We start from the raw sequence: 12,894 nt of genomic DNA, 5'->3' as shown, positions 1-12,894 counted from the left end.
ATGCGAGAAGGCAACACAATAGGAATATTTCTTGAACACAGGTTTATAAAAAAAGAAAGCGGGAGTGTACCCTTTTGGTACATTCCCGCTTTTTCAAATTGCGCTTTTCTTATTCGGCTACGTCAGCCCACTTATATTCATAAGTTGCCCCGAACGGGTTCACGAACACATTTTGAACTTTCGGTGAAATTAATTGTGCTCTAGAAGCTTGGTAAACTGGTGTAATTGGTGCATCTTCAAATAATAGTTTTTCTGCTTTTAAGAAATTTTCATAACGAGCAACATTATCTGTTGCGTATTTTGTTGCAGTATCGCCAACTAATTGATCGTATTCTTTATTAGAATATCCAGTTTTATTGTTTCCTCCATCTGTAATCCATAGGTTCATGAATGTAAATGGATCAAGGAAATCTGGACCCCATCTGGAAAGTTGAAGCTCATATTGCATATTGGAATCTAAATCAAGTCGTTGTTCTTTTGGAACTTGTTTGATGTTAACTGTTAATCCTTCTAAGTTTGTAGAAAGCTGATTAGCAACATATTGAATTAACGTTTTTGTTGTCACATCATCATCTGCTAAAAACTCAAGCTCAACTTTATCAGTGCCTAACTCTTCTAAACCTTTTGCCCAGTATTCTTTAGCTGCTTCTAAATCATAAGAAACAAGATCTCCACTAACTTTGCGGAAGTCCTCACCAGTTTCTGGCATTGGAGTGAAGTCAGTTGGAACAAGTCCGTTCGCTACGATAGAGCCGTTATTTAAGATTTCGTTAACCAAAGCCTCTTTATCAAATGCACGGCTAATAGCTAGACGAATGTTTTTGTTTGCTAAAGCTTCAGATGTAGTTTGATTAAATTTCAGGAAGTACACAAATGTATCTGCAGAAACAACATAGTTCTCATCTGTTGAATATTGGTCAACTAGATCAGAAGTAAGATCCATTCGATCAACAGATCCTTTTTCATATAAGTTAAGTGCTGTTTGTGGATCTTTAACTACTTCAAATGTTAACTTATCCATTTGTACGGTGCTTGCATCCCAATAATTATCGTTCTTTGCAAGAACCCATGAGTTACTTGTGCTATCCCAATTAGAGATTGTGTAAGGTCCGTTTGCTAATAAGTTTTCAGAACTTGTTGCAAAGCTATCCCCTTTTTCCTCTACAAATTTTTGGTTTAGTGGTAAGAAAGTGCCGAATGTAGTTAATGTTTCAAAGTAAGGAGTTGGATTTTCCAATTCGACAACAAGTGTATAATCACCATCAGCTTTTACTCCTAGTTGATCGACAGCAAGTTCGCCAGAGCTGATAGCACTAGCATTCTTGATTACACCATTCATCATATATGGACCATATTCTGATCCAGTATCAGGATTAACGGCACGTTGCCATGCATATACAAAGTCATTTGCTGTAACTGGGTCCCCATTTGACCACTTAGCGTCTTCTCTTAATGTAAAAGTCCAAGTTAAACCATCATCACTAACGGAATGCTCTTTAGCAATACCAGGTGATGGTTGTGTATCTTTATCTAAACGGTAAAGCCCTTCCATTGTAGCGCCTAAATAGATAAAAGAAGATTCATCTGTAGCTAAAGATGGATCCATTGATGGAATAGCCTCTGGATTTAAAAAGTTAAGGACTTTTTCATCTGATTTTTCATTGTCGTCTGCGTCTGTAGAAACGTTGGTATTATCACCAGAGCATGCTGCTAATACACTTAGCGTAAATGCGAAAGTGAGAAGTAATAACCAATTTTTTCGCTTCATGAAGTATTCCCCCTATTATGCGTTGTTTAATTCTGAATATTGTATATCTAGAGAACATTCAAAACTATAAAAATGATTATACCTATTAATTAGTTAACTTGTAAAGTTATTGTTGGATAATTATTGAATATTTTAGTATATTTGGACTATTGTTTGCTTAATGGGAGAAACTTTTGCGGAAAAATGAAATATGATATGATAATTTTTAGAATAGTTAGTAATCTGTTGAAAATAGGTAAAATTTATTATGAATAATAGAGAGGGATTGGATGAATTATCGTAAAGCGACTGTTGCCGATGTCAACTTGTTAATGGAATGGAGAAAAACCCAGTTAGTAGATGAAGGGATTAAAGCAGATAAAGATATTGATATAGAGCTAGAAGCTTTCTTTCGGAAGAAATTAGCAGCAGGTTCTCTTATTCAATTGGTAGTTGAGGAGCAAAATGAGATTATTGCAACAGGGGCAATCGTTATTTATGATTTTCCTCCATCGTATACCAATAAGAGTGGAAAAAAAGCTTATGTGACGAATATGTATACGAAAAATGATTATCGTGGAAAAGGAATTGCTTCTAGTCTATTAATGAAATTAGTAGAAGAAGCACAAAACTTAGGGATTACTAAAATGTGGCTAGGTGCTTCAAAGCTTGGTAGACCTGTATATAAGAAATTTGGCTTTACGGAAACAGATGAATGGATGGAATTAGAGTTATAAGTAGAAATAAATGCGGGGTGTTCTTTTTAATAGAGGGCGGCTTTTTCTTTTATACAGCTGTAAGGTGATAGGTTCTCTAAGCTAGTTTGAAGGGGTGGAAAGAGAGAATGGTAACAGAGGGAGGGGCTCTGTTACCTTCAGCATAAAAAGCAAAGGAAAAGGGAATAGAGAGAGCGTCTCTGTTACCAAAAACATATAAAAAGAAAGCGAACAGTAGCACAGAAGTCATCTAAGCGCATAGAATCAGCGGAAATATAAAATATCTGCTAAAGCCACCCACTTCCCTAGCAATCAAAATTCAAACAAAAGGAGCTCCCCAAAAAGGAAGCTCCTTGACAAAACATCTATTAATTACGGATTAGATAATCAAAAGCACCTAATGAAGCAGTTGCACCTGAACCCATGGAAATGATAATTTGCTTATAAGCACTGTCGGTACAATCTCCAGCTGCAAATACACCTGGTTGGCTTGTTGCACCATGCTTATCGACAAGGATTTCACCCATTCTGTTACGCTCTACAGCGCCTTCTAACCAGTCCGTATTAGGAACTAGACCGATTTGAACGAACACGCCTGCAAGTTCGACATGTTTTTCTTCACCAGTTTCACGTTCAATATAAGTAATACCGTCTACTTTATCAGTACCAGTAATTTCTTTTGTTTGAACATTTTTAAGAACTGTAACATTTGGAAGGCTATATAGACGCTCTTGTAACACAGAATCAGCTTTTAATTCAGACATAAATTCAAGAACTGTTACATGTTTCACAATTCCTGCCAAGTCAATAGCAGCTTCAATTCCTGAGTTACCGCCGCCGATTACAGCAACATCTTTTCCAGTAAATAATGGGCCATCACAGTGTGGACAATATGCTACACCTTTGTTCTTAAATTCAGCTTCCCCAGGTACACCAACATTACGCCAGCGAGCACCAGTTGATAGAATAACAGATTTACTTTTAAGAACTGCTCCATTTTCTAACTCAATTTCTATTAAGTCCTTTTTCTCTAGGCGTTTAGCACGTTGAAGATTCATAACGTCAATGTTATATTCTTTTACATGTTCTTCTAAACTAGCTGCAAGCTTTGGACCTTCTGTTTGCTTCACACTAATGAAGTTTTCAATAGCTAAAGTATCCATAATTTGGCCACCGAAGCGTTCTGCAACGATACCAGTGCGGATTCCTTTACGTGCAGCATAGATTGCAGCACTTGCACCAGCAGGACCGCCGCCAACTACTAATACATCAAAAGGTTCTTTGCTAGCAAATTCAGAAGCATCAGCTGTGCTACCCATTTTTGCTAAAATTTCTTCTAATGACATACGGCCACTGCCGAATGATTCTCCATTAAGGAAAACAGTAGGAACTGCCATGATATCTTTGCTTTCTACTTCTTCTTTAAAAGCAGCCCCATCAATCATTGTGTGTGTGATTCCAGGGTTTAAAAGACTCATAACATTCAATGCTTGTACAACATCCGGACAGTTATGGCAAGTTAAGCTAATGTAAGATTCAAAACGATATTCACCTTTGATTGCTTTAATTTGATCGATTGCTTTTTGGTCTACTTTAGGAGCTCTTCCGCTTACTTGAAGTAAAGCTAACACTAAAGAAGTAAATTCATGTCCAAGAGGGATACCAGCAAAAGTGATCCCAGTGTCTTCACCGACACGGTTCACACTAAAGCTAGGTGTTCTCTCTAATTGGGTAGTTTCTACTTTGATGTGTGAAGACATAGTAGCTAGTTCATCTACTAGAGCTAGCATATCACGGGATACATCATCGGATCCCGCGCTAACTTTAAGAACCACATCGCCTTCCATCATTTGCAGATATTGATTCAGTTGCCCTTTTATTTCATTATCTAATAACATATAGAGCCACTCCCTTAAATTTTACCAACAAGGTCTAGGCTAGGCTTAAGAGTTGTGCTACCTTCTTGCCATTTAGCTGGGCAAACTTCACCTGGATTGTTGCGTACATATTGTGCAGCTTTGATTTTGTTTACAAGTGTGCTAGCGTCACGGCCGATACCATCTGCGTTAATTTCAACAGCTTGGATTTTACCATCTGGATCGATAATGAAAGTTCCACGATCTGCAAGACCAGCTTCTTCGTTTAGAATTTCGAAATCACGAGAGATTCTTTGTGTTGGGTCACCGATCATGATGTATTCGATTTTGCCGATAGCATCTGAATGATCATGCCATGCTTTGTGTGTGAAATGAGTGTCTGTTGATACAGAGTATACTTCTACACCAAGGTTTTTTAATGTAGCATATTCGTTTTGTAAATCTTCTAGTTCAGTTGGGCATACGAAAGTGAAATCAGCTGGGTAGAAGCAGAAAATACTCCATTTACCTTTTAAGTTTTCTTCTGTTACTTCAATAAATTCACCTTTTTGAAATGCTTGAGCTTTAAATGGCGCAACTTCTCTTCCGATAATTGACATTGTTTAAATTCCTCCTAATATAAATAAAATTTATTACTAGTTTAGACGAATAATCCAAACTTATGCAAATAATAATTATTACAATTCAACATTTATTATTATATAAACTTAATTATTTTGTCAAGGACAAGATGGAACTTAATTATAATTATTTTAATTTTTATATACTATGCGTCACGCTTTATTTTGTAAAAAATTAATAATGTTAGTATGGAATTTAAGTTATTTTTGCTGTATATCCAGTAATTTTCATTTGTTAAGCTCTTTTCTCAATTAAGGCTCAATAAATTAATCTATCAGGAAAAGCTATTTTCTCTACTAAACTTCTAGAAGGAATTTTAACAGCATTAGTAGAAGATATAATTACATAATTTTTAAAATTTAAAAAATTAAGTTTTTAATATGGGACGGAGGTTTAGGATGAAGCTAACATCAAGAGAAATGGAAAAGTTGATGATCGTGGTTGCTGCAGACCTTGCCCGGCGGCGGAAAGGAAGAGGATTGAAATTAAATTATCCAGAATCCATTGCGATTATTACCTATGAAGTCTTAGAAGGTGCGAGAGATGGCAAAACGGTAGCAGAGCTAATGCAATATGGGGCAACCATTTTGAAAAGAGAAGATGTAATGGAAGGAGTTCCGGAAATGATTCCGGATATACAGGTGGAGGCAACCTTTCCAGATGGTACAAAGCTTGTTACCGTACATGATCCCATAAGATAAAGGAGAAGTGGTGATGATTCCTGGTGAATTTATTTTAAAGAAGGAAGAAATTATTTGCAATAAAGGGAAAAAGGCTATCTCAGTAAAAGTGTTAAATAAAGGTGATCGTCCTGTTCAGGTAGGTTCCCATTTTCACTTTTATGAGGTAAATAAATCTTTGCAATTTAGTCGAGAAAACACTGTTGGAACACATTTAAATATACCAGCCGGTACAGCTGTCCGCTTTGAACCGGGAGACGAAAAGGAAGTACAGCTCGTTCCCTTTTCAGGAGAAAGAAAGATCTATGGTTTGAATAATCAAACAAACGGTTCGGTATAACATGTTGTAAGAAAGGAGGCATATTCATGAGTTTTCGGATGACAAGAAATCAATATGCAGATATGTTTGGTCCAACAGTGGGAGATGCTATTCGCTTAGCAGATACTGAGCTTTTTCTGGAAATTGAAAAGGATTATACGACATATGGGGATGAAGTAAAGTTTGGTGGCGGAAAGGTTATACGTGACGGGATGGGACAGCATCCGCTAGCTACACGGAAGGATACCGTGGATCTTGTCTTAACAAATGCCATCATTCTTGATTACACAGGAATATATAAGGCGGATATTGGCGTAAAGGATGGGAAAATTGAAGCAATTGGAAAAGCTGGAAATCCATTGTTGATGGATGATGTCAATATTGTGATTGGTGCTTCTACAGAAGTAATTGCGGCCGAAGGAAAGATTGTCACAGCGGGTGGAATTGATGCACATATCCACTTTATTTGTCCGCAGCAAATAGAAACGGCTCTAAGTTCAGGAGTTACCACAATGATTGGTGGAGGTACTGGCCCTGCAACAGGAACGAATGCTACAACATGTACACCAGGTGCTTGGAATATTCATCGCATGCTTGAAGCAGCAGAAGCATTTCCTATGAATTTGGGGTTCCTTGGAAAAGGAAACGCATCTAGCGAAGACGCGTTAGCAGAGCAAATTGAAGCCGGAGCTATTGGGTTGAAGCTACATGAGGACTGGGGTACTACATCAGCAGCTATTGATACAAGTTTGAAGGTAGCTGATAAATATGATGTTCAAGTAGCAATACATACAGATACATTGAATGAAGGTGGCTTTGTTGAAGATACCATTGCTGCCATTGATGGACGTGTTATCCATACCTATCATACAGAAGGCGCAGGCGGTGGCCATGCACCAGATATTATTAAGGCGGCTAGTTTTTCTAATATTTTACCATCTTCAACCAATCCCACTAGGCCATATACCATAAATACTCTTGAAGAGCATTTAGATATGCTAATGGTCTGTCACCACTTAGATCCATCTGTTCCGGAAGATATCGCTTTTGCTGATTCTCGCATTCGCAAAGAAACGATTGCAGCAGAGGATATTCTTCATGACTTAGGAATTTTCAGTATGATTTCATCGGACTCGCAAGCGATGGGGCGAATTGGTGAAGTGATAACGAGAACATGGCAAACAGCAGATAAGATGAAAAAACAACGAGGAAAGTTAGAAGAAGATAAAGGAATTGGTGACAACTTTCGTTTAAAGCGCTACGTATCGAAATATACGATTAATCCAGCCATTGTTCATGGGATATCTGAATATGTTGGATCAATTGAGGTGGGAAAATTAGCGGATTTAGTTGTGTGGGATCCCGCCTTCTTTGGGGTGAAGCCTGACCTTATTTTAAAGGGAGGATTAATTGCTCATAGTATAATGGGAGATCCAAATGCTAGTATTCCCACACCGCAGCCAGTTTTTTACCGGCCAATGTTTGCGAGCTATGGTCGTGTAAAATACCAAACCTCCATGACATTTGTTTCAAAAGCAGCCTACGAAAAAGGCGTTCATCAAACACTTAATCTACAAAAAATAGTCAAGCCGGTAGCTGGAATACGAGCATTAAAAAAAGCGGATATGCTTTTTAACGGAGAAACGCCAACCATTGAAGTAGATCCACAAACCTATGAAGTAAAGGTGAATGGAAAGCTTGCAACCTGTGAGCCTGCAAAGACACTGCCAATGGCACAGCGATATTTTTTATTTTGAGGTGAATAAGATGATTATCGAAAAGATTGTTGGAAATATAGCGACATTGGAAAAAAGAGCAAATCATGTAGAAAGAGTTTATTTGCAAAGTAATGATTTATTAAAAAGAATTCAGCGAGTCGTAACAGACCACGGAAAGGAAATTGGCATTCGTTTAACAGATAAGAGAGAACTCCTTGATGGGGATGTTTTATATATGGATGAAAAGAATATGATTGTTATCTCCGTAAAGGCAGACGATGTCATCACTATCCAGCCATTAAGTATTCAGCAAATGGGTGAAATTGCACATCAGCTTGGAAATCGTCATTTACCTGCACAATTTGAAGGCAATGAAATGATTGTCCAATATGATTATTTGGTAGAAGAATTATTAAAACAATTATCCATTCCCTTTAAAAGAGAAAATCGAAAGGTAAAGCAAGCTTTCCGTCATATCGGGCATAGCCATGACTAATCCATTATATCCTTTGCTGCAGCTAAGTGATTCGAATTTTCCTTCAGGGGCTTTTTCCCATTCTTTTGGGTTGGAAACTTATATTCAAGAAGGAAAAATAACAGATAAGCAAAGCTTTTATGAGGCGATAATCATTTATATAAAGAAACAGCTCGTGTATGTAGATGGTCTTGCTCTTCACTTAGCATATGAAGCAATTGCAGCTAGCAGCTGGGATAAGGTTTTAGAGATAGATAGACTTTTGTATGTCTCATCTCTCGCAGAAGAAACGAGAATGGGAAACAAGAGAATTGGGGAAAGAATGGCTAAGCTTTGCCAAGAGCTCTATGATTCTGCTAATTTGGTGCAATATATTTCTTATATAAAGGAAAAAGATGCCTTTGGACATACGAGCATTGTATTTGCGGTTCTTGCTCACTATTTGAATGTGGAGGAAGCGACAGCTCTAAAGACATATCTTTTCACATCCATCTCTTCCCTTGTGCAAAATGCTGTGCGCGGCATTCCTTTAGGACAAACCGATGGACAAAAGATATTGGTTGCCATTCAACCATTAGTAGATACATGTGTAGATACAATAATGAGTTTGACGATGGAGGATTTTGCAAGTGTTAGTCCTGGACTTGAAATTGCACAAATGAAGCATGAGCGTTTACATGTTCGTCTTTTTATGTCCTAGTGAAAAAAATAAGCAAAAGAGGAGAAACGTATGGAAGCAATTCGAATTGGAATCGGAGGCCCAGTTGGTGCTGGAAAAACAATGCTTGTTGAAAAATTAACTCGTGCTATGCAACATGAGCTCAGCATGGCTGTTGTTACAAATGATATTTATACGAAAGAGGATGCACTGTTTTTATTGAAAAATGGTGTGTTGCCAGAAAATCGTGTTATTGGTGTAGAAACAGGAGGATGTCCACATACGGCGATTAGAGAAGATGCATCGATGAATTTTGCTGCTATTGATGAGCTGAAGGAATTACATCCAGACTTAGAGCTGATTTTTATCGAAAGTGGCGGTGATAATTTGGCTGCGACCTTTAGTCCAGAGCTTGTGGATTTTTCCATTTATATTATCGATGTAGCGCAAGGTGAAAAAATCCCACGAAAAGGTGGACAAGGGATGATTAAATCGGACTTATTTATTATTAATAAAATCGATTTAGCTCCATATGTTGGTGCGAGCTTGGAAGTAATGGAGCGAGATACGATTGCGGCTAGAGCGGATAAACCGTATATTTTTACCAATCTGAAAGAGGAAATTGGACTTTCGGAAGTAGTGGAATGGATTAAAAAGCAAGCATTTCTAGTTGGATTATAGAAAATGAGCTATACAGGAGTATTACATCTTTCTGTAAAGAAAAGACAACAGAAAACAGTGCTGGGAGATTGTTATTATGAAGGGACAATGAAAATTACTCGGCCCGTTTACTTAGAAGAAAATGAACCAACGCTCTATTGTATTCATGTGGGAGGAGGATATGTGGATGGAGATAGATATAAGACATCGATTCATTTGACGGAAGCTGCCGCAGTTTCCGTCACCACCCAATCCTCCACAAAAATTTATCGAACACCAACTGACTGCGTGAAGCAAGAGACGATAATTAATCTAGCTAGAAATAGTGTATTAGAGTATTTTCCAGATCCTATTATCGCTTATGAAGAAGCAAAGTTTTTCCAAAATACGGTTGTACATATGGAAGAAGGAGCCTGTTATTTTGCTAGCGATATTATCACGCCTGGATGGGCAGAGGATGGCAGTTTCTTTAAATATGCGTGGATTCGCTCCAAGCAAAAAATATATAGAAATAATAAACTAATTTTCTTTGACCATCTTTGTTTGGAACCAGGAGAAGACTTTACATCTATTATGCAAATGGAAGGTTATACCCATATTGGTACGCTTCTGCTTATACATGACCAAGCAGATCGCACATTTCGACTAGAGTTGGATCAATTAGTAGAGAACTATCAAGAGGGTATACGATTTGGTATTTCTAAACTGCCTGTGAATGGATTCATTTTGCGCATATTAGCTTATAATACGGGAATAATTGAGCGAATCTTTCATTCTGTTCATGCCCTGGCAAGAAAAAGCCTTTTAGGAAAAGAAGCACTCGAGTGGAGAAAATACTAACATAACAAGCAAACGGAGGAACAGCATTAATGGAATTTGGATTTCTGTCCATTTTATTATTTGGACTAGTACTAGGATTTAAGCATGCATTAGAACCAGATCATGTGATTGCAGTATCTACCATTGCAAGTAGAAGCAAAAATTTATGGAATTCCTCTTTATCTGGTGTGTTTTGGGGAATTGGTCATACTTTTACCTTATTGATTTTTGGATTAATCGTCATCGTATTAAAGCAGGAAATACCGGATCCGGTAGCCATGTCTTTGGAATTTATAGTAGGTATCGTACTCGTATATCTAGGAATAACAAATATGTTTTTTAAAGGAAGGCAAACACATTCGCATAATAAGAATGAAGCTACTTCTTATTGGAAATCCTCCTTATTAGGATTGGTTCATGGTCTGGCGGGAAGTGCAGCAATGGTTCTATTAACGATGAGCACCGTTAATACGATTTGGGAAGGTGCCATTTATATCGTTATTTTTGGAATAGGTACATGTGTCGGCATGTTACTATTTACGACCGTATTAGGTGTCCCATTTGTATTTTCAACGAAAAAGGTCAATGTAAATGGTCTTTTTACAAAAGTAACAGGAAGCATCAGTATCATTTTTGGGATTTATTATATGTATAATATCGGATTTAATGATGGGTTATTTAAAATTTGGATTTAACGTTATCTGTAAGGCCAAAAGATATCATGGTATCTTTTGGCTTTTTTTAGTGCTAAATGTCTGACTATCGTACTACTTTATTTCTTAATGAGATTCTTCTCTAATCTTTAATATTTAGTCTGATGAAGGAGAAGATATAAGTATCTATTAAGAAATTGGTGGGAAAAAGTATGATAATGAATAGTCTTAAGACAATTTTAGTCCTTGGTGGTATATATTTACTTTACATCGTCATTTCCTGTGTTATCGTACCTTATTTTTATGAACCTAAGGAGGTCCCTTCGTGGAGGCCAGCTAGTTATTTCAACCAGAATAAGAAAAGAGGAATGTCTCCGGATAAAGTTGTGCTACTTCAAGATAGGGAAGAGTCAGGTTTGGCTAGATTACAGTTGATAAAGAATGCTAAAGAATCTGTTGATATATCTACTTATGCAATTCATAAGGGTACGTATTCAGATCTTTTATTTGGTTGTATATTTGAGGCAGCAAACCATGGGGTAAAGGTGCGAATTTTATTAGATGGCGTTGTCAGTCAATTTAATAAGGATTTACGATTATACAGCTATGCGATATTTAATCATCCGAATATCGAATTAAAATACTATGAGCCCCTTCATCTCGGAAAGCCTTGGGCATGGAATAATCGATTTCATGATAAGCTTTTCATTATAGATAGGGAGCTTGCGTTAGTTGGTGGCAGAAATATTGGGGATAAATACTTTAGTGCACCAGGGTCTAAGGGAGCTTCAAATGACCGAGATGTTCTCGTGTTTACCGATGAGCAAGCAAATTATAAGGATAGCGTATTAAAGGAAGTGACTGATTATTACCAATACGTATGGAATCATCCTTATACGAAGAATGCAGTAAAAAAATTATCGCAAAGGAAGGAGAAATTAGGAAAGGAAAAAGCAGAGAAGTCCATTCAATTATTAAAACATGCAAAAGATGTATACCCATTATCAATTAACCAAGCAAAAGATTGGAAGAAAGATGCGTATTCAACTAATAAGGTATATTTACTTCATAATCCACATCAGCGAATTAATAAAGACCCACTTATTTGGAAGGAACTTGTATCTTTAAGTGAACAGGCTTCAAAGTCTATATATTTTGAAAGTCCTTATATTGTTCCTACTAAGAAAATGCTTGATTATGCAGATCCAAAGAAAATAACAGTTGATCATTGGAAGGTACTAACAAATTCTACTGCCTCTACACCTAATATGGTTGCTTTTTCAGGATATTGGGCAAATCGAAAATCTATCATTAATTGGGTGGATGAATTATATGAATACCAGGAAAAGACAGAATCTCTTCATGGAAAAACTTACATTTTTGATGAGAAAATTAGTTTAATTGGCTCCTACAATATAGATGCAAGAAGTACCTTTTTAAATACAGAAACAATGCTATTGATTGATAGTGAAGAGTTTGCTCGCTTTCTCCAAAAAGAGCTAAATAAAACGGTTGATAATCATAGTCTTCAGGTTTTAGAAGATGGAAGCTATAAAACGAATGAAAAAGTAAATCAAGCAGAGGTTGGATTTGTTAAGAAAATAGCTACAAAAATTTTAGCTCCGATCATAAAGTTTTTTGCTTTTTTAGTTTAAGGAGTAGAAAGAGAATAAGAATATTTTCTAGGAAATATAAACAAATCGTATAAAGTCTCCATGTTTCACGTGAAACTTGGAGGCTTTGTTTAATTAAAAAGTATCACTTGTTTCCTTCGCATAGGTTTCTAAAAGCTGTGCTTAACAATAGAATTATCCTTCAAGTAGATGAAAGGCAAAATAGCAGGGGCAAGAGGGAAAAGTGGTGTTCATGAAGGGAATGAAAACCGAAAAAGCAAGAGCAAGAGGGAAAAGTGGTGTTCATGAAGGGAATGAAAACCGAAAAAGCAAGAGCA

The 12,894-nt window shown here is 36.9% G+C and carries 13 protein-coding genes; 10 read left to right on the top strand and 3 right to left on the bottom strand.

Features of this window, described 5'->3' with window-relative positions; all coding sequences use genetic code 11:
* Positions 1-109 precede the first annotated feature (109 nt).
* Positions 110-1,768 carry a peptide ABC transporter substrate-binding protein gene (locus tag RTL21_RS05440; RefSeq protein ID WP_312094123.1) on the bottom strand — a complete coding sequence of 553 codons (1,659 nt, stop codon included), beginning with the start codon at positions 1,766-1,768 and terminating at the stop codon, positions 110-112.
* 269 nt (positions 1,769-2,037) lie between these two features.
* On the opposite strand from RTL21_RS05440, the gene RTL21_RS05435 reads away from it, so the two are divergent.
* Positions 2,038-2,484: a GNAT family N-acetyltransferase gene (locus RTL21_RS05435; protein ID WP_312094121.1), complete on the top strand. Its 447-nt coding sequence runs from the start codon at positions 2,038-2,040 to the stop codon at positions 2,482-2,484.
* Positions 2,485-2,831: 347 nt separating this feature from the next.
* Here the strand turns inward: RTL21_RS05435 and ahpF are convergent, their stop codons facing one another.
* Both ahpF and ahpC read right to left on the bottom strand, forming a co-directional pair.
* Positions 2,832-4,361, bottom strand: a complete 1,530-nt coding sequence (gene ahpF / locus RTL21_RS05430; protein ID WP_312094119.1) for an alkyl hydroperoxide reductase subunit F — start codon at positions 4,359-4,361, stop codon at positions 2,832-2,834.
* Positions 4,362-4,375: 14 nt separating this feature from the next.
* Entirely contained in the window at positions 4,376-4,939 is a 564-nt protein-coding gene (ahpC, locus tag RTL21_RS05425; protein ID WP_312094117.1) for an alkyl hydroperoxide reductase subunit C, read from the bottom strand.
* 420 nt (positions 4,940-5,359) lie between these two features.
* Here ahpC and RTL21_RS05420 point away from each other — a divergent pair, with 420 nt between their 5' ends.
* The 9 genes from RTL21_RS05420 (at position 5,360) to RTL21_RS05380 (ending at position 12,598) form a co-directional block, all read left to right on the top strand.
* Entirely contained in the window at positions 5,360-5,662 is a 303-nt protein-coding gene (locus RTL21_RS05420) for an urease subunit gamma (protein WP_312094115.1), read from the top strand.
* 13 nt (positions 5,663-5,675) lie between these two features.
* Positions 5,676-5,981, top strand: a complete 306-nt coding sequence (locus tag RTL21_RS05415; RefSeq protein ID WP_312094113.1) for an urease subunit beta — start codon at positions 5,676-5,678, stop codon at positions 5,979-5,981.
* Between the two features lie 26 nt (positions 5,982-6,007).
* On the top strand, positions 6,008-7,717 hold the full coding sequence (gene ureC, locus RTL21_RS05410; RefSeq protein ID WP_312094111.1) for an urease subunit alpha: 1,710 nt from the start codon (positions 6,008-6,010) through the stop codon (positions 7,715-7,717).
* A 10-nt stretch (positions 7,718-7,727) separates the two neighbouring features.
* Positions 7,728-8,174: an urease accessory protein UreE gene (gene ureE, locus RTL21_RS05405; protein ID WP_312094109.1), complete on the top strand. Its 447-nt coding sequence runs from the start codon at positions 7,728-7,730 to the stop codon at positions 8,172-8,174.
* The gene (locus RTL21_RS05400; protein ID WP_312094107.1) at positions 8,167-8,853 is read left to right on the top strand and encodes an urease accessory protein UreF; all 687 of its coding nucleotides are present in this window, start codon (positions 8,167-8,169) and stop codon (positions 8,851-8,853) included. The genes ureE and RTL21_RS05400 overlap by 8 nt, the downstream gene beginning before the upstream one ends.
* Before the next feature lie 30 nt (positions 8,854-8,883).
* Positions 8,884-9,492 carry an urease accessory protein UreG gene (gene ureG / locus RTL21_RS05395; RefSeq protein ID WP_312094105.1) on the top strand — a complete coding sequence of 203 codons (609 nt, stop codon included), beginning with the start codon at positions 8,884-8,886 and terminating at the stop codon, positions 9,490-9,492.
* A gap of 3 nt (positions 9,493-9,495) precedes the next feature.
* The gene (locus RTL21_RS05390; RefSeq protein ID WP_312094103.1) at positions 9,496-10,311 is read left to right on the top strand and encodes an urease accessory protein UreD; all 816 of its coding nucleotides are present in this window, start codon (positions 9,496-9,498) and stop codon (positions 10,309-10,311) included.
* A gap of 29 nt (positions 10,312-10,340) precedes the next feature.
* A complete protein-coding gene (locus tag RTL21_RS05385) occupies positions 10,341-10,985 on the top strand; it encodes an urease accessory protein UreH (RefSeq protein ID WP_312094101.1) in 645 nt (214 codons plus the stop codon).
* A gap of 326 nt (positions 10,986-11,311) precedes the next feature.
* Positions 11,312-12,598, top strand: coding sequence for a phospholipase D-like domain-containing protein (locus tag RTL21_RS05380; protein WP_312094099.1), 1,287 nt, complete (start codon positions 11,312-11,314; stop codon positions 12,596-12,598).
* Positions 12,599-12,894: the final 296 nt, after the last annotated feature.

Origin of the sequence: Niallia sp. (genome assembly GCF_031978665.1) — a bacterium.
GTDB lineage: Bacteria > Bacillota > Bacilli > Bacillales > Cytobacillaceae > Niallia.
Note: the sequence above shows the minus strand (reverse complement) of the source record. Positions and strands in the feature narration are given on the sequence as shown.